The 21,681-nt window shown below is 61.5% G+C and carries 22 protein-coding genes; 5 read left to right on the plus strand and 17 right to left on the minus strand.

What is annotated here, in order from left to right:
• Positions 1-23 precede the first annotated feature (23 nt).
• The 16 genes from nuoG to QM996_RS26240 form a co-directional block, all read right to left on the minus strand.
• Positions 24-2,597, minus strand: coding sequence for an NADH-quinone oxidoreductase subunit NuoG (nuoG, locus tag QM996_RS26165; protein ID WP_334196822.1), 2,574 nt, complete (start codon positions 2,595-2,597; stop codon positions 24-26).
• 31 nt (positions 2,598-2,628) lie between these two features.
• Positions 2,629-3,894, minus strand: coding sequence for an NADH-quinone oxidoreductase subunit NuoF (gene nuoF, locus QM996_RS26170; RefSeq protein WP_334196823.1), 1,266 nt, complete (start codon positions 3,892-3,894; stop codon positions 2,629-2,631).
• A gap of 4 nt (positions 3,895-3,898) precedes the next feature.
• On the minus strand, positions 3,899-4,411 hold the full coding sequence (nuoE, locus tag QM996_RS26175) for an NADH-quinone oxidoreductase subunit NuoE (protein ID WP_334196824.1): 513 nt from the start codon (positions 4,409-4,411) through the stop codon (positions 3,899-3,901).
• 16 nt (positions 4,412-4,427) lie between these two features.
• Entirely contained in the window at positions 4,428-5,642 is a 1,215-nt protein-coding gene (gene nuoD, locus QM996_RS26180; RefSeq protein WP_334196825.1) for an NADH dehydrogenase (quinone) subunit D, read from the minus strand.
• Between the two features lie 91 nt (positions 5,643-5,733).
• The gene (locus QM996_RS26185; protein ID WP_334196826.1) at positions 5,734-6,270 is read right to left on the minus strand and encodes an NADH-quinone oxidoreductase subunit C; all 537 of its coding nucleotides are present in this window, start codon (positions 6,268-6,270) and stop codon (positions 5,734-5,736) included.
• On the minus strand, positions 6,267-6,770 hold the full coding sequence (gene nuoB / locus QM996_RS26190; RefSeq protein ID WP_173515017.1) for an NADH-quinone oxidoreductase subunit NuoB: 504 nt from the start codon (positions 6,768-6,770) through the stop codon (positions 6,267-6,269). The genes QM996_RS26185 and nuoB overlap by 4 nt, the downstream gene beginning before the upstream one ends.
• On the minus strand, positions 6,758-7,123 hold the full coding sequence (locus QM996_RS26195; protein ID WP_173515016.1) for an NADH-quinone oxidoreductase subunit A: 366 nt from the start codon (positions 7,121-7,123) through the stop codon (positions 6,758-6,760). The genes nuoB and QM996_RS26195 overlap by 13 nt, the downstream gene beginning before the upstream one ends.
• Positions 7,124-7,278: 155 nt before the next feature.
• The gene (locus QM996_RS26200; protein ID WP_334196827.1) at positions 7,279-8,715 is read right to left on the minus strand and encodes an NADH-quinone oxidoreductase subunit N; all 1,437 of its coding nucleotides are present in this window, start codon (positions 8,713-8,715) and stop codon (positions 7,279-7,281) included.
• The gene (locus tag QM996_RS26205) at positions 8,712-10,187 is read right to left on the minus strand and encodes a complex I subunit 4 family protein (protein ID WP_334196828.1); all 1,476 of its coding nucleotides are present in this window, start codon (positions 10,185-10,187) and stop codon (positions 8,712-8,714) included. The genes QM996_RS26200 and QM996_RS26205 overlap by 4 nt, the downstream gene beginning before the upstream one ends.
• Positions 10,188-10,196: 9 nt before the next feature.
• Positions 10,197-11,957, minus strand: coding sequence for a Na(+)/H(+) antiporter subunit D (locus QM996_RS26210; protein ID WP_334196829.1), 1,761 nt, complete (start codon positions 11,955-11,957; stop codon positions 10,197-10,199).
• Complete coding sequence (locus QM996_RS26215; protein WP_334196830.1) at positions 11,950-12,204, minus strand: hypothetical protein; 255 nt, start codon at positions 12,202-12,204, stop codon at positions 11,950-11,952. Before QM996_RS26215 ends, QM996_RS26210 begins: the two co-directional genes overlap by 8 nt.
• Positions 12,201-13,664 (minus strand): monovalent cation/H+ antiporter subunit D family protein, encoded by a 1,464-nt coding sequence (locus QM996_RS26220; protein WP_334196831.1) that lies wholly within the window; start codon positions 13,662-13,664, stop codon positions 12,201-12,203. The genes QM996_RS26215 and QM996_RS26220 overlap by 4 nt, the downstream gene beginning before the upstream one ends.
• A gap of 4 nt (positions 13,665-13,668) precedes the next feature.
• Entirely contained in the window at positions 13,669-13,971 is a 303-nt protein-coding gene (gene nuoK, locus QM996_RS26225) for an NADH-quinone oxidoreductase subunit NuoK (protein ID WP_077965613.1), read from the minus strand.
• On the minus strand, positions 13,971-14,471 hold the full coding sequence (locus QM996_RS26230; RefSeq protein ID WP_334196832.1) for an NADH-quinone oxidoreductase subunit J: 501 nt from the start codon (positions 14,469-14,471) through the stop codon (positions 13,971-13,973). Before QM996_RS26230 ends, nuoK begins: the two co-directional genes overlap by 1 nt.
• A 262-nt stretch (positions 14,472-14,733) precedes the next feature.
• Positions 14,734-15,729: an ABC transporter permease gene (locus tag QM996_RS26235; RefSeq protein ID WP_334196833.1), complete on the minus strand. Its 996-nt coding sequence runs from the start codon at positions 15,727-15,729 to the stop codon at positions 14,734-14,736.
• A gap of 46 nt (positions 15,730-15,775) precedes the next feature.
• The gene (locus QM996_RS26240; RefSeq protein ID WP_173515008.1) at positions 15,776-16,546 is read right to left on the minus strand and encodes an ATP-binding cassette domain-containing protein; all 771 of its coding nucleotides are present in this window, start codon (positions 16,544-16,546) and stop codon (positions 15,776-15,778) included.
• A 171-nt stretch (positions 16,547-16,717) separates the two neighbouring features.
• On the opposite strand from QM996_RS26240, the gene QM996_RS26245 reads away from it, so the two are divergent.
• The 5 genes from QM996_RS26245 to QM996_RS26265 all read left to right on the plus strand — a co-directional run bounded on the left by QM996_RS26245 (position 16,718) and on the right by QM996_RS26265 (position 21,009).
• Positions 16,718-17,698, plus strand: a complete 981-nt coding sequence (locus QM996_RS26245) for an NAD-dependent epimerase/dehydratase family protein (RefSeq protein WP_334196834.1) — start codon at positions 16,718-16,720, stop codon at positions 17,696-17,698.
• Between the two features lie 47 nt (positions 17,699-17,745).
• Positions 17,746-18,738, plus strand: coding sequence for a sugar-binding protein (locus tag QM996_RS26250; protein ID WP_334196835.1), 993 nt, complete (start codon positions 17,746-17,748; stop codon positions 18,736-18,738).
• A gap of 184 nt (positions 18,739-18,922) precedes the next feature.
• Complete coding sequence (locus QM996_RS26255) at positions 18,923-19,819, plus strand: NAD-dependent epimerase/dehydratase family protein (RefSeq protein ID WP_334196836.1); 897 nt, start codon at positions 18,923-18,925, stop codon at positions 19,817-19,819.
• Positions 19,820-19,870: 51 nt separating this feature from the next.
• Positions 19,871-20,653, plus strand: coding sequence for a FadR/GntR family transcriptional regulator (locus tag QM996_RS26260; RefSeq protein ID WP_334196837.1), 783 nt, complete (start codon positions 19,871-19,873; stop codon positions 20,651-20,653).
• 140 nt (positions 20,654-20,793) lie between these two features.
• Entirely contained in the window at positions 20,794-21,009 is a 216-nt protein-coding gene (locus tag QM996_RS26265) for a hypothetical protein (RefSeq protein ID WP_334196838.1), read from the plus strand.
• A gap of 221 nt (positions 21,010-21,230) precedes the next feature.
• Here QM996_RS26265 and QM996_RS26270 read toward each other — a convergent pair whose 3' ends face one another.
• On the minus strand, positions 21,231-21,656 hold the full coding sequence (locus QM996_RS26270) for a DUF4168 domain-containing protein (protein WP_334196839.1): 426 nt from the start codon (positions 21,654-21,656) through the stop codon (positions 21,231-21,233).
• Positions 21,657-21,681: the final 25 nt, after the last annotated feature.

Here is a 21,681-nt window from a genome sequence, read left to right on the forward strand (position 1 = left end):
TGCGGGCGTTTCGTGCTCAATCCTCACGCTCCGCGCCAGATCCGAGCCTTGCCGTCGATCTCGCGCTCAGTTTGCGCCTTTTGAACCTCGACTGGACACGGGTATTCGCCTCGTCGCATCAGGCTGTTGAGGCGCAGAGATCGATAGTTTTCGGGAACGAAGACAAGGCCCGTGGGAAACGCCCTCTCGACTTTGAGCTGCGCCGTCAGCGCACCGCGGGGAGAACGAACGACCACCTGATCGCCGTCCGCAAGGCCAAGCTGCGCAGCATTCTCAGCGCTCAACGCGACATAGGGGTCGTTGGCGACCGTGTTCAGGATTTCCGAGCGCTCCGAAAGATAGCCATTGTGGAACAGGCAGTTGCCGGTGATGAGCGTGAGCCCGTCGCGCTTCTGCGAGACGGGTGGCGGAGCGCAGAAAGTGCCCGCCGGCGGCGTCGGACCGGCCTTGGTAAAGGCACCGTCGGCGCCAAGCCCGGCCCAAGTCAACGCCTGATAGGCCGGGATCAGCCGGGCGATCTCTTCGAAAATCTCGACCTGCGTCGAATGCTGCAATGTTTGACCGCGCGAAGCTGCGACAAAATCGAAGATCGCGAGATTGCCTCGCGCCTCGAAGACCGGTTCCCGGAACTTGCGCACCTGCTGGACGCGCCCCTCGTTGTTGGTAAAGCTTCCGGGTTCTTCACCGTAGCCCGCTGCCGGCAAGACGACTTCGGCGAGGCCCGCCGTCTCCGTCAGGAAACCGTCCTGCACGATCAGCAGATCGACGGCACCAAGGGCCCGGGCGACGAACTCCCTGTCCGGATAGGCGATCATTGGGTCGGTTCCGACGAGGTAGAGCACGCCCATCTGCCCAGCGGCGCAGAGATCCAGCATCCCGTCGAGATCGACGCCCGGCTCATGGCGGAGTTCGGCCGCCCAGTCCCGGGCAAGGGCGGCGCGCCCCGTGTCGTCGGCGACCGCCCGCAGCCCCGGCAAGGCACCCGCTACGGCCCCCATGTCCCAGGCGCCCAATTGGTTGGCGCGATCGAAGAGGAGCTGCAACTCCGGGGTCTTGCCGAGGAGGCGGAGAAGTTGCAACAGGTTGCTGAGCTGCTGCAACGACGCGCGCGCTTCGGACGACCTCAGGAGATCGACACTGACAAGCACGGTGATGGTGCTGCCTTCGTTGAGCGCGGCGGCCAGACGATCCGGTCCGTCGCTGCCATTGCCCGCCGGTCGGCCTTTTGTCGCTCCGAGCTCGTCAAGAGCGTCGCCCGGCAGTTTTTCACCGGCTGCCACCGCAAGTCGAGCGACCAAGTCCGCAATGTTCGCCGCCTCTCCGCCTGGGGGCACGCGAACCACAACATCGGCATCGGCGTCGAGACGGGACGGCCGCGTCGTGAGCATGAGCAATCCGGTGTGCCGCCGCCGGGCGGCATCCCGCAGCAGGTATTCGGTAACCGGGTTTTCCTCCGTCACATTGCCACCGATGACAAGCACGCGGTCGACGCCGATCACCTCTTTCAGCGGCGCACGCGTGTAGTTCGCCATCAGCGGAGCGAGCGCATCGAAGGGAGTAGACCAGCGCGAAGAGCAGTCGATGTTGTTGGTTCCGAAGACCGTGCGCATCAGTTTCTGGAACTGATAGAGCACCTCGTTCGGCAGGCGCGGCGAGACAATTCCGCCAGCCGCCCTGCTTTCGACCGCTGCCAGCCGCCGACGCAGATAGGCTCCTGCTTCATCCCAGGAAACCGGTGCCAAGACGCCATCGCGGCGGATCATCGGTCGCTTGATCCGATCATGTCCCTCGATGAAGTCAAGGCCGAAGCGCCCGCGCACGCAGAGTGTTTCGCGGTTGACGCCGTGCTCCTCCTTGGAGCGGACCCGCATGAACTCGCCTTTGCGCGCCCCGACGGTCAACTGGCAACCGGTGCCGCAATGCGGGCAGACGGTGTCAGTCTCGGCGAGGTCCCAGGGTCGGGCCTTGTAGCGATAGGGGAAACTCATTAGCGCGCCGACCGGGCAGACCTCGATGCAGTTGCCGCACTGGTCGCAACTGGCGAGACTGCCCTCGAACCCGGTGACGGCGGTGTCCATGCCTTTCTCCACCGTACCAAGGGCGACCGCACCGACGACCTCCTCGCACATCCGCACGCAGCGCTGGCACTGGATGCAGCGGTTGACGTTCATGATGACGACTGGGCTCAGCCGAATGTCGCGGGAATGGAAGACCCGTTTGGGATCATGAAAGCGGCTTTTCCCCGGACCATAGGCCATCACCATGTCCTGAAGTTCGCATTCGCCGCCCTTGTCGCAGATCGGACAGTCGAGCGGGTGGTTGGCGAGCAGCATGTCGAGCATGGATGAACGCGTTTCATCAATCAACGGCGTGTCGGTTCGCACGACCATGCCGTCCGTGACCGCGGTTGCGCAGGACGGCTGCAGCCGCCGCAGCCCCTCGATCTCGACGAGACACATGCGGCAGGAGGCGAGCGGCGGCAGGCGCTTCAGGTAGCAGAAGGTCGGAATCTCGATGCCCAATCGCTGCGCCGCCTGCAGCACGGTCGTACCGGCATCAACGTCGAGTGTTTGTCCATTGATCGTAACGCTTACCATGACTTACTCGCGCCCTCGCCGAGGGCGTCCCTCAAACAAACGGGCAGCGCCGCTCCTCGATATGGGCGACGAACTCATCGCGGAAGTGCGTCAGCGCGGCCCGCAAGCCCATCGCCGCGCCGTCACCCAAGGCACAAAAGGTATTGCCGAAAATGCCCTTGCAGAGCATGTCCAGCTGCTCCATGTCGCCGGGCGCACCCTCGCCCGCTTCGATCCGGCGAAGCACTTTCACCACCCAGTTCAAGCCCTCGCGGCAGGGCGTGCACTTGCCGCAGGACTCGTGGTGAAAGAACTCGATGATCCGGGTGGCGACCTTGACCATGCAGGTCGTGTCGTCGACGACGATCACCCCGGCCGAGCCGAGCATAGAGCCAACGGCGGCAAGCGAGTCGAAATCCATCCCGACGTCCAGGCCCTGCTCCGGGATGACCGGCGCGGAAACCCCGCCTGGTATCACCGCCTTGATCTTGCGCCCGATCGGCGGCCCGCCGGCATGGTCCTCTACGAGTTCGCGAAGCGGAATTCCCATCGGCAGTTCGTAAAGTCCCGGTTTGCGCACATGCCCGCTGACGCAATAAAGCTTCGGGCCGGGGCTCTTCTCAGGCCCGATGCCGCGAAACCAATCGGCGCCGCGCGCCACGATATGCGGCACGCAGACCAGGGTCTCGACATTGTTGATGACCGTCGGGCTGGCATAGAGCCCCGCGACCGCCGGGAACGGCGGCTTTAGCCGCGGCTGCGCCCTCTTGCCCTCGAGCGAATCGAGCATCGCTGTCTCCTCGCCGCAGATATAGGCGCCCGCGCCGCAGTGGACGTGCACGACGAAATTGAAATCCGAGCCCAATATCCGCGCTCCGAGATACCCCTTGGCCTCGGCCTCGGCGATTGCCTGTTCCAGGCGTCGGATCGCCAGCACGTACTCCCCGCGGACATAGACATAGGCGACCTCGGCCCCGATCGCGTAGGCGCTGATGGCCATGCCTTCGATCAGTTGGTGCGGGTCCCGCTCCATGATAATCCGGTCCTTGAAGGTGCCGGGCTCTCCTTCGTCGGCATTGCAGCAGAGATATTTCGGCTTGTCGGCCCGCTTCGGCACGAAGCTCCATTTCATCCCCGTCGGAAACCCGGCTCCGCCGCGGCCGCGCAGGTTCGATCTCTTTATGAGCTCGATGATGTCGTCGGGCGTGTATTCCTTGAGCGCTTTCTCAAGCGCCCGATAGCCGCCGCCAGCCTCATAGGTGGCGAGGAGATGTCCATCCGGCACGTACACGTTCTTCAAAAGAACCGGCTCGAACATGGCGCTATTCCCCCGGTGCTTCCGCGCCGGCAAGATCGGCGCCGATCGTGTGGGGCACCGTCGCGCGCAGCCGGGCGAGGAGTGCATCGATCCGCGCAATGTCGAGATTGCCGTGATAGTCGTCGCCGACTTGCATCACCGGGGCCATCTCGCAGGCGCCCAGGCATTCGACGGTCGAGAGCGTGAACAGGCCATCCTCGGTCGTGCCGCCCTTCTCGATCCCGAGAACGTCCTCCAGATGCCTCAGCAGATCCTCCGATCGCCGTAGCATGCAGGAGACATTATCGCAGAGCTGCAGATGAAACTTCCCCACCGGCTCGGTGTGGAAAAGCGTGTAGAAGGTCGCAAGCTCGTAGACCCAGATCCGCTCGACGCCGAGGATTTCTGCCACCTGCTCGAGTACCGGCCCGGGTAGATGGCCATGTTCCCGCTGCGCGATCAGTAGCGCGGGCATGATCGCCGAGCGCCTGTCGGGATACCGCGCCGCCGCCTGTTCGATCTTTTCGCGCATCGTCATCACGTCCAAATCCCCGCTACTTGTCCACCTCAGCCATCACAGGATCGAGGCTGCCGAGCACGGCGATCATGTCCGCCAGATAGCGGGCATTCGTCACTCCGAAGACCCCTTGGAGGTTGACGAACGAGGGCGCCCTGACCTTCATGCGGAACGGCTTCGGCGACCCGTCGCTGATGATGTAGAAGCCCAGCTCGCCCTTGGGCGCCTCGATCGCCGAATAGACCTCGCCCTTCGGCACGTTGAAGCCATAGGCCGACAGATCGAAATGCTGGATCAGCGCCTCCATCGAGCAATGCACGCGCTCCTTGTCGACGGGGAAGGCGACGGTCGGCATGTCGATCTGGAACGGCCCCTCGGGCATCTGCTCGATGCATTGTTCGATGATCCGGATGCTTTCACGCATCTCATCGACCCGGCACCGCCAACGCGCATAACAATCGCCCTCCTCGCGGGTGACGACATTGAAATCAAGCCGGTCGTAAATCTCGTAAGGCTCGTCGCGGCGGATGTCCCAGTCGACGCCAGAAGCCCGCAGGTTCGGACCACTCAGGCCGAGATCAATGGCGTCCTCGGCAGCGATCACGCCGATCCCCTGAGTGCGCTTGAGAAACACCCGGTTGGTCTCGAGCAGCCGCTCGTAGTCGCGGATCCGGTTCGGGAAGATGTCGCAAAACTCCCTGATCTTCGCAAAGAACCCGTCAGGCAGGTCCTCGCGCACACCGCCGACCCGACAGAAGGAGGTGTGCATGCGCGCACCGGTGATCATTTCCAGGAGATCCATGATCATTTCGCGCTCGCGCATGACGTAAAGCAGCGCGGTCATGGCGCCGAGATCCATCGGCAGCGCACCGGTGATCAAAAGATGACCGGAGATGCGCGCGAGTTCCGCCATCATCACGCGGATATATTGCGCCCGGATCGGCGCCTCGATGCCGAGCAGTTTCTCGACCGCGAGCGCGAAGGCCAGGTTGTTCGACGGTGGGCAGAGATAGTCAAGCCGATCGGTCAGCGGAAAGATCTGGGTATAGGTAAAGCTCTCCGCCAGTTTTTCGGTGCCGCGATGCAGGTAGCCGATATGGGGATCGACGCGCTCGACATACTCGCCGTCCAATTGGAGGACGAGCCGGAGGACCCCATGGGTGCTGGGGTGCTGTGGTCCGAGGTTGAGAAGCACTTCCTTGCTATTGAGCGCTTCACCTTCCGGTCTCGTGAGCTCGGTGACTTCGGTCATCTCAACTCTCCGGCGTCGATCGGCCTGCGTAGTTCACGATGATTTCGGATCCGTCCAAACGGAAAACCGCGCACACCTTGCCTTCTCCTCCCTATGGTATGTCCCGGGTGGCGAGGTCGGGCTGTGTCGGCGGCGGACCTTCGGCGCCAAACGGGTTCAGCTTGTCCTTGTAACCCCTGAGCGGGAAATCCTTGCGCTGGGGAAAGCCCTCGAAGCCCTCCCACATGTAGATCCGGCGCAAATCGGGATGTCCCAGAAAGCGGATGCCATACATGTCCCAGGCCTCGCGCTCGTGCCAGTTGGCGGTGCGCCAGACCCCGGTGACAGAGGGGACTTCGGGCGGATCGCCAAGCCGACACTTGATGCGGACCCGCCAACGATTGGGCAGTGAATAGAGGTGGTACACCGCCTCGAAGCGCGGTGTTTCGGGATAATGGTCAACCCCGCAGATGTCGGAAAGGAAATTGAACCGGAGCTCCGGCTGGTCTTTCAGGAAACGGCAGAACTCGACGATCTTTTCAGGCGGAACGGCAAAGACATCGATGTCATGCGCGGTGCCGAGATCCTCGATCGCTTGCCCGAAGCGCTCCAAGATTGGAGCGCGATTGATAGACGGCTCCACACTCATGATGCCGCAGCCCGATCGAGAGGCGTTCCGGCCAGCGCGCGGGACCTCTTGATCTTCTCTTGCAGAAGCAGGAAACCGTGCATCAGCGCCTCGGGGCGCGGTGGGCAGCCAGGCACGTGCACATCGACCGGCACGAAGGTTTCAGAGCCTTGCACGACGGCATAGGTGTTGTAGACGCCGCCCGATATGGCACAGGTACCCATGGCGATCACCCAGCGCGGCTCCGGCATCTGGTCGTAGAGCCGGCGCACGACAGGAGCGAATTTCCGGGTGACGGTGCCGGCGATGATCATCACGTCGGACTGCCGCGGCGACGGGCGGAACACCACGCCGAAGCGATCGAGATCATAACGCGCGCAACCCGCCGAGATCATTTCGATGGCGCAGCAGGCGATTCCGAAGGTTTCGGGCCACAGCGCCGATCTTCGGCTCCAGCTGATGACGCTGTCGGCCGTAGTGAATAGGACGCTATCCTGGATCGTGTTTCCTATTCCTCCCATTCCAGCGCTCCCTTCAGCCAGGCATAGGCGAAACCCACGAGAAGCAGCACGATGAAGACGAACATCTCAAGATAGCCGACGATACCGATCTCTTTGAGGACAACGGCCCAAGGGAAGAGAAACATCGCCTCGACATCGAAGACGACCAAGAGGATCGCGAGGATGAAGAATTGCACCCTGAACCGCCCACCGGCTGCCTCGCCTGATGGGTCCATGCCGCATTCATAGGGCATGTTCTTTTCGGGGTAAGGATTGGACGGCCGCAACAGCGAGGACACAAAAAGCGTCACCCCCGCCACCAGAACAATTCCGGCGATCATGATAAGAACCGGCAGGAAATCCGCTGCAGACATGTCGCGCAGCCCTGTCACCTATCGGGGGGCGTTGCATAAGCCGCGATCGACTCATTCGGGCCGGTAACGCGGTCGCCCCAGGGAAGCGACGAAGGGCATTCCTTTCCTAAACCGCTAGTTTATTCCGTCGGATAGGCCAATGCAAATCCGATCGCTCAGCCGCCGAAAGCCGACTGCTGCGCCAGCCTTAGAAACCATGCAGGAAACAACCCGATGCCGACAGTACCGGCGGCGGTGACGGCGAGAGCGGCGCCGACTAGGGGCGTTAGCGCCGGCTCGAACTCCCGCGCCGGCTCGCGCATGAACATCACCATGACGATACGGATGTAGAAATAGGCGGCAACGGCGCTCAAGAGCACTGCGATCACGGCCAGCAAGACGAAACCACGTTCGACGAGCGCCACCAGCACATAGAACTTGGCGAAAAACCCGGCTGTCGGCGGGATGCCCGCGAGCGAGAACAGATAGAGCAACATCAACAATGCCAGCCCCGGATGCATCTTGGCGAAACCCGCATAGTCCTCGATAACCTCGCCCGAGAAATTGCCGTTTCGCATCATGATGACGGCACCGAAGATACCGAGATTCATGAAGGTGTAGATCAGCAGGTAGAGCATCACGCTGGCGATCCCGTCGGCACCGCCGGCCACGATGCCGAAGATGGCAAAGCCGGCATGGGCAATGCTGGAATAGGCGAGCAGGCGCTTGAAATTATCCTGCACCAGCGCCACGAAACTGCCGAGCGCCATCGTCACCACGGCGATCACAGCCAATATGATCCAGACGTTGGAGCCTGCAACGAGCGGGTTGAGGAACACTCTGAGGATCACCGCGAAGCCCGCCGCCTTGGGCCCGACGGACATGAAGGCGGTTATCGTCGTCGGTGCACCCTCGTAGACATCCGGCACCCACATGTGGAACGGCACCGCGCCAATCTTGAAGACCAGTCCGGCGACGATGAAGACCACCGCCAGCAGCAGGCCCGGATCGAGCGGATCGCCGGTGACGGCCGCCGCCATCCGGTCCAGTTGCGTCGTGCCGGTGAGGCCGTAGACCAGCGAGACGCCATAGAGAAAAATCCCGGTCGAGACCGCGCCGAGGATCACGTATTTCAGCGCCGCCTCGTTTGACCGTTGTTCACGCCGCAGGAAGCCGGTCAGCACGTAGGTGCAGAGCACCATCAATTCGAGGCCGACATAGATCGACAGGAGATCGATGGCAGAGACCATGATCATCATTCCAGAAAGTGCAAGGAGCAACAGGACGTAGTATTCGCTGCCGCCGATCCCTTCAATGTCGGCATAATTGCGCGAGAGCAGAAACGTCAGGATGATCGCCAGGTAGAACAGCGACTTGAAGAAGACGGAGAACGGGTCGGCGACGAACATGCCCGCATAGGCCGGCGGCCCACCCGACAGCGTGAATGTTGCCAGGGCGGCAAAGAGCACGACTGCGACCGAGGCCCAGACAAGGATGGCTTCCTGTCCCTTCGGCACCAGTTGTCCGACGATCAGCAGGATGCAGGCTCCCGCAACCGCGGTGATTTCGGGCAGGCTCGCGAGGATCGAGGGAAGGAGCGCTGCGGCGGTCATGGGGCGCTCCCCTTGTCTTGGACCTGCTGCAAGAGATGCATCGCCGAGCTATCGATGATGGCGAGAAAAGGCTTCGGGTAGAGCCCGACCCAAAGCACGAAGACGGCAAGCGGCAGGATCGCTGCCATCTCGCGGCCATTGACATCGCGGACCTTGAACCGTGCACCGACGCTGGCCGGGCCAAGCGCCACCCTCCGATACATGCCGAGCAGATAGGCCGCACCCAGCAATGCCCCCAAAACCGCGACCGCGCCAAGAGCAAGGTTGGCCGCAAACCCACCCGACAGCACCAGCAACTCGCCGACAAACGCGTTCGTCCCCGGCAGTGCCATCGAGGACAGCACGAACAGCGCCAGAAATCCCGTGTAGACAGGCGCCACCTTCATCAAGCCGCCATAGTCGGCGATGCTGCGGGTGTGGGTCCGCTCGTAGATCAGGCCAACGAACAGAAACAGCGCGCCGGTCGTCACGCCGTGATTGAACATCTGCAGGATGCTGCCCTGGAGCCCGAGCGGGTTGAGGGCAAAAATCCCAAGCGTCACGAAACCCATGTGGCTGATGCTGGAATAGGCCACCAGTTTCTTCAGATCGTCCTGCGCCAGCGCAAGCAGGCCGCCGTAGACGATCGCGAGTGCCGAGAGCGCCATCATCAGGGTCGAATAATATACCGAGGCCTGCGGCAGCATCGGCAGCGAGAACCTCAGGAATCCGTAGGCGCCCATCTTTAGAAGCACGCCGGCGAGGATGATGCTGCCCGCCGTTGGAGCCTGCACATGGGCGTCCGGCAGCCAGGTATGGAGGGGAACCATCGGCACCTTGACCGCAAATGCCACGAGGAAGGCGAAGAACAGCCAGGACTGAACATTGAACGGCAGGTCAAGCGCCATCAAGGCGAGGATGTCGAAGGTCCTGCCGCCCTCGAAATACAGCACGATGATGCCGACCAGGAACAGGAGGCTGCCCGCCAAGGTGTAGAGGAAGAACTTGAACGCCGCATAGACACGACCGTCGCCGCCCCAGACGCCGATGATCAGATACATCGGGATCAGCATCGCTTCCCAGCAGACGTAGAACAGAAAGAGGTCAAGCGCCGAAAACACACCCAGCATCAGGGCCTGCATCGCCAGCAGGCTGATCGTGAACTGCTTCACCTTGCGGTCGATGGCGATCCATGAGGCGAGCACCGAGATCCAGCCCAGCAGCGCCGTGAGAAACACGAAGAGCGCGCTGATTCCGTCGACGCCGAGCGCAAAGGTAATGCCGAGCGCCGGCACCCATGGGCGCCTCTCGACGAATTGCATCCCGGAGGTCCCGGTGTCGAAACCGGCAAGCATCGCGATGGTGAGCGCCAGGTCGAGTAAAGTGACGGCAAGTGCCGTCCATCGCACGAGATCGTCGCTGCGCAGGAACATCACGACCGCTGCCCCGGCGGCGGGTACGAAGACGATCAGGCTGAGCAGAGGGACCGCCATCACCCCCCCCTACTGCCACACGACGGCAAAAACGGCGACCGCCGCGATCACACCGGCGATCATGGCAAGCGCGTAGTGAGTGACGACGCCGGTCTGCAGACGCCGGAGCGCGCCACCGCCAACAAGGATCGCGCGGGCGAGGCCATTCACGGCGGCATCGACGCCATTGAGATCGACCCGCAGTCCGGCCCGCGCCGTCCCGTGCAGGAGCGGCAGCGCAACGGAGTCGGACACGTTGCTCACCGCCTTTTCATAGCGCGCCACCGGCTTCTCGGCGAACCACAGGAAAGCCCGCGCGCCCTTTCGGTAGAACCAGTCCGTGTCGATGCTAACAGTGTTTTCCGGGTCGAGCGCTTTCAGGAACAGGAAGAAGCCCAGAGCGGTAAACATCAGCAGAGCGAGGCTCTCGGTGACATGAGCGCCGGTATAGGGCTCGAAGGCGACAGGATAGGGAAGGAGCGCGTAGAGCGGCTCCGGGAACACGCCAATCACGATGCAAAACACCGCCGCAATAGCCATGGCAACAAGCATGTTGCGAGGCGGCTCGCGCCCTTCCAGCTTTCGATCGTGTCCGAAAAACATGTAATACGGCAGCTTGAGGCCGGTGTGCAGAAACGTCCCCGACGATGCCATCGTGAGCGCCAGAACCACGAGCGCCCGGTGGTCCTGCCCAGCGGCGGCTATGACCATCGACTTGGTGACGAATCCCGAAAAGAACGGAAAGGCCGAGATCGCGAAGGCGCCGACCATGTAGAGGGCAACCGTCAGCGGCATGGTCTTGTAGAGCCCGCCCAGCTCGGTGAGCTTGCGCCGCCCAGTGACCTCGATCACCGCCCCTGCCCCCATGAAGAGAAGCGCCTTGTAGAGGATATGGGCGAAGGCGTGGCTGGTGGCTCCGTTCACGGCCATCTCGGTACCGATACCGATGCCCGCCACCATGTAACCCACCTGGCTGACGATGTGATAGGCGAGCAGCCGCCGACAGTCGTTTTCCAGCACCGCGTAGATGACGCCATAGAGCGCCATCACCGTGCCGAGCCAGACGAGAAGCTCGATCCCCGGGAACGCGCGCGCCAGCACGTAGACGGCCGTCTTGGTGGTGAAGGCACTCATGAACACTGCCCCCGTGACGGTCGCTTCCGGATAGGCGTCGGTCAGCCAGGCGTTGAGCGGCGGCACCGCGGCGTTGAGGAGGAAGCCTGCAAGGATCAGATAGCCGCCGGTATCCATCGTTCCCGCAATCGGGCCGAAGAGGAGCGAGCCGGCGGCGAGCCCGTGAAGCACGATGCCGCCGAGCAGAACGACACCACCCGTGACATGTACCATCAGATAGCGGAAAGCGGCACGGATCGCCCGTTCGCCCCCTTGCGCGAAGACCAGATAGGCTGAGGCGAGCGCCATACCTTCCCAAAAGAGGTAGAGCGTCAGGTAATCGCCGGCGAAGACCACGCCGAGCGCGCCGCCAACATAGACGAAGGCTGCCACATGCTGGCCCGCCGTTGGCAGATGCAGCGCGTAGATCGTGCCGATCAGCGCCATGATGGTGAAAACGGTGGCAAAGACGATGCTGAGCTTGTCGACCTTTGCAAACAGGATTTCCTGCCCGATGAATTGCCCCGCGCCATGACTGCCCGGCTCCATCGTGAGGACCGCGACGATCGCCAAAGCGGGAACCAGCACCAGATAGGCCTTGCGGATCGATCCCTTCAGAAGCGGGATCGGCACGGCGCCGAGAATGAACAGAAGGGCGGGATGGACAAAGTCAATCATAGTAGTCCTCGCGCCGCATGAGCCCGCCCTGGTGGCCGAGGAACTTGGAAAAGAAAATGAGCAGCACGCAGGAGCCAAAGCCGTAGGCGGCAGACCAGCCAGGCAAACGGTCCCAGAGATATTCGGCGTGTTCGCGCGGAACCAGAAGATCGGCGACGACGACCAGCAGGAGCACGAGATAGAACAATCGGCGGCGCGACCGCGCATGGCCCTCGTCACCAAAGAAATCGACGACACGCTTGATCATCTGACCACTCCTTCCGCCAATGCGAGGAAGTAACCGGGGAAGATGCCCATCAGCACCGACAAGGCAGCAGTCGCGACCAGCGGGATCGTTACCAGCGGAATTTCACGGACCGGCTCCACCGCTCCCGGCGCCTCCGCTTTGAAAAAAGCGATATAGCTCACCGGCAGGAAGTAGGCGGCGTTGAGAACCGAGCTCGCCAAGAGGACGGCCAGGAAAGCCATCTCGCCTGCTTGAACCGAGCCCAGCGTCAGATACCACTTGCTGACGAAGCCGGCGGTCGGCGGCACGCCGATCATGCTGAGTGAAGCGACGAAGAATGCCCCCATTGTCCAGGGCAGCCGGCGGCCGATGCCGGCCATGTCGCTGATGTTTCTTTTTCCCGAGGCGCAAAAGATCGACCCGGCGCAGAAGAACAGCGTGATCTTGGAGAAGGCGTGCACGGCGATATGAATGATACCGCCGACCATCGCGACGGGGGACAAAAGCACCGCGCCCAGCACCACGTAGGAGAGCTGGCTGACGGTCGAATAGGCGAGCCGCGCCTTGAGGTCATCGCGGGTCAGTGCGTAGATCGACGCCATCAGGATGGTGAAGGAGACGAGATAGGCCGTTGCAATTCCGAGCCCCAGCCTGCCGACCAGATCCACGCCGAAGACATGGAACACGACGCGCAGCACGCAGAACACGCCCATCTTCACCACCGCCACGGCATGCAAGAGCGCACTGACCGGCGTCGGTGCAACCATTGCAGCAGGCAGCCAGGCATGCATCGGCATCACCGCGGCCTTGGCGAAGCCGAAGAGGTAGCAGAAATAGATAAGCGTCAGCAGCGGCGCCGAGGCATCGACCTTCGCCAGCAACCCTCCGGGTAGAAAGTCGAGTGACCCGGCGATTTGATAGGTCAGCGCCAGCGCGGCGAGAAGCACACTTTTCGATGCGCCCATCAGGTAGACGAGGTACTTGCGGCTGCCGGCCCAGGCCTCTTCGTCCTCGTGGTGGTAGACGAGTGGATAGGTCACGAGGCTCAGCACCTCGTAGAAGATCACCAGCGTGAACAGATTGGCGGCAAAAGCACCACCGACTGCCGCCGCGAGACTGGTGGCAAAGCAGGCGAAGAAGCGCGTCTGCGCGTGCTCGTTCAGGTGCCGCATGTAGCCGATGGAATAGACCGCGGCGACAATCCAAAGGAGCGACGAGACGGTGGCAAACACCATGCCGAGCGCATCGACGCGGAAAGCGAAGTCGATCCCGGGCAGGACCTCGAACAGGCGCAATTCGACGGTGCCGCCCGCCAGCACGGTGGGTGCCATGGAGATGACGATCGCGAACATGGCGACCGCGGCCGTAGGCGAGACGGCATCCCGGATCTTCTCCTGCTTGTTGAGAAGGAGAACTGCAAGTGCCGCCAGTCCGGCAATGGCGACGGCAAGTAGCGGCCGGATTGATAGCACCGGTTCCAAGCCGCTATCCTTTCATCGTCGTCACGTCGTCGATCTTGAGGGTGGACTTGTTCCTCACGAGGGCGACCAGAATGCCGAGGGCGACGGCAACCTCCGCCGCGGTGATGGCGATGACGAAGATCGCGAATATCTGCCCGCGAAAATCATCGTAGTAACGTCCGAAAGCGATGAAATTGATGTTGACCGAGTTGAGCAGCAGTTCGAGCGACATCAGCACGACCAGGATATTGCGCCTGAGCAGCACACCCGCGGCTCCGATCACGAACAGGACCACTGCGAGCGAAATGTACCACCAGAGCGGAACCATCACCCGGACTCCTTGCGTGCCAGTACGATCGCGCCGACAAGTGCCGCGAGAAGGATGACGGACGCGACTTCAAACGGCAGGAGATAGTCGGCGAAAAGTGTCGTGCTCAGTTGCCTGACTTGGTCGCCACCACGTGGCGCGATCGGCTCAACCGCCGAAAAGCGGCCACTCCAGAACACCAGCGCAAGCATCTCGACCCCAAGCAGGACGAGCAGAACCAATGCAGGCAGATTTCGCCCCGGCAGAAACCGCTGCAGCACCGCTTCGCGCACATCGATCATCATGATCACGAACAGGAAGAGGACCATGATGGCGCCGACATAAACGAAGATCTGCACAACCGCGAGCAGCGGCGCCTCGAGCAGGACGAAAATTGCCGAAATTTGCAGGAAACATGCCATCAGCGCCAATGCGCTGTGAACAGGGTTGCGCGCCAGGACGACTGTCAGGGCGGTGATCACGGCCCCCGCAGCAAACAGAAGGAAGAACCCCTGGCCCATTGACGCAGCCTCTCCCGCGCGAACTCTTCCGCGGCGCGTGACGGCCGGAATTCAGATAGCGCCGCACTTCAGTTGCGTTCATAAATTGTGCCTTAGGGAAGGGTTTTTCACAAGAATATTGTCGGCAACATAATTGAATGGGCCGCACCTTTGCCCCAACCGGCTTCGCCGCGGCGAACTGCCAGTGCGCGACCGTCAGGGCGACGTCCCTCTTGGCCAGTCTGCGCACACTCCGAGACAGGCAATTTCATGAGCCCACGCGTTACTCGCTCTGGCGGAAATTGCGGACACGATCGAAAAGGACCGCGAGAATCGTCGCACTGCCGATGAACGTACCCTGCCAAAAGGCGCTGATGCCGAGAAGCCCAAGACTGTTGCGGATCACCTCGATCAGTGCTGCACCGACGAGCGCACCGAAGGCAGTGCCGACGCCGCCGGCGAGATTCGCCCCGCCGATCACGGCGGCGGCGATGACCTGCAGTTCCATGCCGGCGCCGATATTGGTTGTCACCGCCCCGAGCCAGCCGGTTTGGATGATGCCGGCGATGCCGGCCGAGAGCGCCGAGACCATGTAGACACAGACCTTGATGGGCAGCACCGGGAGGCCCGTCGCAACGGCCGCCTGCTCGTTGCCGCCGATGGCGTAAATGTAGCGGCCAATCCGCGTCCAGCGCAGCACGAACCCGGTCAAAAGTGCCAGCACGATCATGTAGATCACCGGGTTGGCGATACCGAAGACGGATCCGCCGCCGAGCGCCAGCAGCTTGTCGTGGTCCGGGCCGAACTCGAAGACCACGGTATTGTTGGACGCGACCATCGCCAGGCTCCGGGCGACTGAGAGCATGCCGAGCGTCACGACAAAGGGCGGAAAGCCGAGATAGGCGATGAGGATGCCATTGAACGCGCCTATCACCAGCGCCGTTGCGACAGAGACGGCAATCCCCGTCTCGATGCCATATCCCGCATGCATCGTGACCGCGAGCACCATGCTGCACAGGCAGAGGACGGAGCCCACCGAGAGGTCAATCCCACCGGTGATGATGACGAGCGTCATGCCGAGTGCGATGATTGCGACGAAGGTGACATTGCGGGTGATGTTGTAGAGGTTCTTTGCCGTCGCGAAGCTGTCGGTGGCAAAGGATAGAAAAATGCAGGCAAGGATGACAGCGACCAGAACCCAGAAGGTCTGGTTGCCAAGGATCGTTCCTCCGAGCGTGCGCTGCCTGCGGGCGATCGTCTGGTCCAGCGTCGTTGCCATCGTTCCTCCCGTTCCTCCGGTGCAGACGATTGAGTTTGCTTGCCCCTCAGCCACCCTCAATGGCGCCAGTAATCAGCCCCGTCACCTCCTCCGGCGAGGTCTCTGCGATCGGCTTGTCCGCCACCTTGCGGCCCCGGCGCATGACGACGACGCGATCGGCGACCTCGAAGACATCGGGCATACGGTGGCTGATGAGCACCACCAGGATGCCGCGATCGCGCAGTTGTCGGATCAGATGCAGTACTTCGGCCACCTGGCGCACAGATATTGCCGCTGTCGGCTCGTCCATCAAGACGATCTTCGCCTGCGAGATCATCGTACGCGCAATCGCCACAGCCTGCCGCTGCCCACCCGACATCTGCCGCACGAGGTCGCGTGGCCTGGTCTCAGAGCGGAGTTCTTTGAAGATCTCCCCGGCGCGGCGGTACATTGCCTTGTAGTCTAGCACGCGCAAGGGCCCGATACCGCGCCTCAGTTCGCGGCCGAGGAAGACATTCGCGGCCGCGGAGAGGTTGTCACAAAGGGCCAGATCCTGGTGAACGATCTCGATGCCGAACTGCCTTGCCTCGATGGGGCGATGCAGGACGATATCGTTGCCGTTAAGACGCATGGTTCCATGGCTCGGACGGAAATTGCCTGCGATCATTTTGACAAGTGTCGATTTGCCGGCGCCATTATCGCCCATCAGGCCGACAACCTGACCGGCCTCCAACGACAGCGAAATGTCGTTCACGGCCTGTATGGCCCCGAAGTGCTTGGAAATATTGCTGAGCTCTAGCAGCACGACCAGCCTTCCAGACTCGCCAAGACGCGCCAATCCGCCAGGATGTCTCGCCGCATGTCCGCCTCCTCGCGAACAAGCGACTGCTTATTTACGCAAATCGTCATGAACGCGTCAATGATCTCTCACCGATAAACCTGTTTTGTATGACAAATAGACATTGACGGACGAAGCGATCGTATATTAGCTAATGCTTGGGAGATGAGCATGCTTATCCTTGTCACCGGGGCAACTGGCAAGGTCGGGCGGCACCTCATAGCAACGCTGCTTGATCGGCCACGTTTTTCGCAAGCGCGCATTCGCGCGCTCTGCCACAACCGCGTGCTCGATCCGACCGAACGGCTTGCCGTCATCCGCGGCTCCATCGCCGATCGCGCGGTCGCAGAAACTGCGATTGCCGGTGTCAGCCATGTCGTGCATCTCGCAACCTGCAAGGAAACACCCGCCGACGTCATGGATGTGACGGTCAAGGGCCTCTTCTGGCTGCTCGAAGCGTTCAGAATGAGCCCAACAGCCCGGCAGTTCATCCTGATCGGCGGCGACGCAGCGGTCGGCCATTTCTTCCATGCTCATGACGGACCGATAACCGAGGCGACACCGCACCGCGCCTATCCTGGCTGTTACGCGCTCTCGAAAGTGCTCGAGGAGGTGATCGTCGAGCAGTACGCAATCCAATACGGGATGAACGTGTGTTGCCTTCGGGCGCCGTGGATCATGGAGAAGGACGACTTCAAGCACTCGCTTTCCTTCGGCGACGACGTGTTCGGCGGACCCGACTGGAAGACCTATTTTGCGCCCGACGAAGCCAAGCGTCACGCAGAAGCCGGAACGGTGCCGCTGCTGCGCGATGCCGATGGAAGGCCGCTCAAGCGCAACTTCGTCCACGTCAGCGACCTCGTGTCGGCAGTGCTTAGCGCGATCGACAATCCGCGCGCAGAGCGCCAGCGTTTCAACATCGCCATGGACCGCCCGGTGGATTACGGCGAGGTCGCAAGCTACCTCAAGCGCTCGCGCGGCTTGCCGTCCGTCGACGTTCCAAGCCAATTCCACTCAAACTGGATGGACAACAGCAAGGCAAAATACCTGCTCGGCTGGCAGCCAGAATACGATCTCGAAAAGCTTATCGACCAGGCCTGGCAATACGAGCGTCCGCAGAACGATCCTCGCATCGTCTGGTATCCGGGTTGATTTGTGCCGCGGACGGATGGTGTCCGCTTGTTCAACGGGAGGATAGAATGAGGAAAGCATTGGTGCTTGCAGTTGCAGCACTCGCGCTGGCCACCGGCCCCGCCGGAGCCCAGTCGAAGAAGCAACTCGTCATCGTCGTCAAGGGCCTCGACAATCCGTTCTTCGAGGCAATCAATCAGGGATGCCAGAAGTGGAACAAGGAAAACACAAGCTCGGAATATGAGTGCTTCTATACCGGCCCGGCTTCGACCTCCGACGAAGCCGGCGAGGCGCAGATCGTCCAGGACATGCTCGGCAAGTCCAGCACGGCTGCGATCGCCATTTCGCCGTCCAACGCCAAGCTGATTGCCCAGACGTTGAAGACAGCCAACCCGACCATCCCTGTGATGACGCTCGATGCCGACCTCGCCAAGGAGGACGCGGGCCTGCGCAAGACATATCTCGGGACCGACAACTACATGATGGGGTCGCGGATCGCCGAATACATCAAGAAGGCCAAGCCGAACGGCGGCAAGATCTGCACGATCGAGGGCAATCCAGGCGCCGACAACATCCTGCGACGTGCCCAGGGCATGCGTGACGTACTCACCGGGAAAGAAGGCCTGACCGAACTGAAGGGCGAAGGCGGCTGGACGGAGGTCGCGGGTTGCCCGGTCTTTACCAATGACGACGGCGCCAAGGGCGTGCAGGCAATGACGGATATCCTCGCTGCCAATCCCGATCTCGACGCCTTCGGTATCATGGGCGGTTGGCCGCTCTTCGGCGCGCCGCAACCCTATCGCGACCTGTTCAAGCCGATGGCGGACAAGATCGCGAAGAATGAATTCGTCATCGGCGCGGCGGATACGATCGGCGATGAGGTGGCGATTGCCAAGGAAGGTCTCGTAACTGCGCTCGTTGGCCAGCGCCCGTTCGAAATGGGCTACAAGGCGCCGTCGGTCATGCTGGACCTGATTGCCGGCAAGCCGGTGGACGATCCGGTATTCACGGGCCTTGACGAATGCACCAAGGACACGGCGGACACGTGCATCCAGAAGTAAGAAAGGTGGCCGAGCGCTTTAACAGCCCCTCCGGTGCCTCCGCCCTCTCCGCTACCGCCATGGTCAGCCCGCAGTTTTGCCGGCTGACCGTGGCACCCTGCGACGACCTCGCTTGGAAGATCCCCCTGACGAACTATCATCGATCAAGGATCATCCCCCGATCTTGCGGAACATGGAGGACACAATGACCAAGCGGATCATCTTCACCGGAGGCAGCGGCAAGGCTGGCCGCCATGTCGTGCAATACCTCGTCAATGAGGGCCACCAGGTGCTCAACCTCGACACGAGACCCCTCGACAACCCGAAAGTACGCACGCTGATCACCGACATCACGGACAGCGGCCAAGTGTTCAACGCCCTGTCAAGTTACACGGGCCTGCACGAATTCGACCCGTCATTGGCACCGCAGCCCATTGATGCTGTTGTCCACTTTGCCGCGATCCCCCGCATCCTGATCGCCCCCGACAACGAGCTCTTCCGCGTCAATGCGATGGGCACCTACAATGTCATTGAGGCGGCGGTGAAGCTTGGCATCCGCAAGATCGTCATCGCATCGAGTGAGACGACTTACGGTCTCGTTTTTGCCAACGAGCCGCGAAACCCGCGCTATTTTCCGCTTGATGAGGACTATGATGTCGACCCGATGGACAGCTACGCGCTCTCCAAAGTGGTCAACGAAAAGACCGCGCGCGCCTTTGCACTCAGAAGCGGCGTCGACATCTATGCCTTGCGCATCGGCAATGTCATCGAGCCGCACGAATACCATCTCTTCCCAAGCTGGTTCGCGGATCCGGGCTTCCGCAAGCGCATTGCCTGGAGCTATGTCGATGCGCGCGACCTCGGTCAGATCACGCTCAGGGCCGTGGAGACCGATGGCCTCGGGTTCCAGGTCTTCAACGCGGCAAGCGACGATACGTCCTCCGACATTCCGACCCTGGAACTGATCGACCGCTTCTACCAAGGCGTGCCGGTCAAAGGGCAGCTCGGCGAATACGAGACGCTCTTATCAAACCGCAAAGCGCGCGCGGTGCTCGGCTTTCAGCCACAACACAGCTGGCGGAAATATGTTGACGTCAGGTGACGCAATGCGCGGCTGGGCGGTACAGCGGTACAGAAGCGAGAAAAGGACGAGATGGCTGAACGACGATCAGGAAAAGCCTCCACCGGATCGGCTACGGTGGAGGCGGCGCGTGCGAGCCGACGCCTCGACGCGCCGCGCATGTCGGGACCCAGCGTTCACATGTCGCTTGCCGACGACATCGGGCTCAAGATCGTGCGTGGCGACTATCCACCTGGATCGATCCTGCCGAACGAGGCGCAATGGGCGGAAATCTTCGACGTCAGCCGCACTGCGGTCAGAGAGGCGATCAAGATATTGATGGCCAAAGGGCTGCTTGCCTCGCGCCCGAAAATCGGAAGCTGGGTCGAGCCGAAGGAGCGTTGGAACCTGCTCGATCGCGATGTGCTGGGTTGGTACGCGGCCTCACCTGACCGGCTGCAGTTCCTCAAGACTGTGCAGGAATTTCGCCACATCCTGGAGCCGGAAGCGACGGCGCTTGCCGCCACCCGCCGAAGCAGCGAGCAGATGGCCGAAATCAACGCGGCATTGAGAGACATGCAACAGGCGTCAACGCTGCAGAGCCGCATCCAGGCTGACACGCGCTTCCATCTTGCAATCCTGCATGCCTCCGGAAACGATCTCCTGGTACCATTGGGGGCGCTCATCGAATCTGCGCTCAACCACCTTTTCCAACTGGTGACTCGGGAGGACAGCAGCTCCGTCCATGCCCTGAAACTCCATGAGAACATCGAGAAAAGCATTCGCCTTCGACGCCCGAACGCGGCCCGCAACGCCGTGCGGCGGCTTCTGGCCAATACCGATGAACTCATTGCGCAGCCGGAGCGCAAGGTGTGATCATGAGGTCCTGCGACAGGGCGGCGTGAAAGGCTGGCCTTGCCGCTTGCTCACGGTCGACATCAAGACGCGCCCAAAATCCCCTTCAGTTCGATCCTAAATATATTATAATCTACTTATATAACTTTGGAGAGAGAACCATGAAGGACCCTGGGATCACAATGAACGCCGAGTTCCATGGCAGCGCCGTCAGTGTATTGTCGAGTGACCCGCTTCTGGGCACCTTCGAACTCACCTGTTCGACAGGCGGAACAATCGAGGTATTGCTCGATCGCTACAGTGCGGAGGCATTGCTTTCGGCCCTGGCACAATTCCTCGCTCATGATGAGGATGCACGGGCATCCTGGTTGCAATGAAAGACTTGTTGGATTGGCTGAATAAGCAGGTTTAACTTTTACACTCTCCCGAACGATTTTACGCTCCGGAAGCCGTTCCCCCTTTCGGATCATAAGAAGGCAATCACCGATAGCGAAGCCGGTCATCGCGTTCGCATCCAGCACCTGGCGGCGGGAAGCCCGCAAGTTGATCCCGCGGGCCACACGCAGAAGTCCGGCAATCCGATTGCCGCCGAAGTCATCTATTGCTGGGCCGGAGCCGTCTTTTGAAGTTCTGCCTGAACCTTCTTGGCGACTGCCGGGTCGCTCTGCGCCGCGGTCAGGATCGCCGAATATTCTTCGACCGAAATGGACGGCGAGGCTTTGACGGCTTCGACCATTTTCTTGCTGCCTTCCGTCTCCAGCGCCTTCTTTGCGGCCGCGTCCGAGGTTGCTTCTATCTTTGCGGAATATTCCTGCCTGACCTTGTCGACCTGCAGATAGGCAACCGCAAAGGCTTCGATCTTTTGGTCGCTGATGGCGGCCCCCGTGCCGTTGGTGTCGGTCTGTCCCTGCGTCGGCTGGGTCGCTTGCGCCTGAGCAATTTCAAGGGCAGATGCCGGACTGAAGGCCATGACGCTGAAGATTGCAGCCGTCAGCGACGCAATGGATGTGTAACGAGTCATCATATTCGTTCCTCTGTGATGTGCATGA

The organism is Sinorhizobium chiapasense (genome assembly GCF_045277575.1).
GTDB lineage: Bacteria > Pseudomonadota > Alphaproteobacteria > Rhizobiales > Rhizobiaceae > Ensifer > Ensifer chiapasense_A.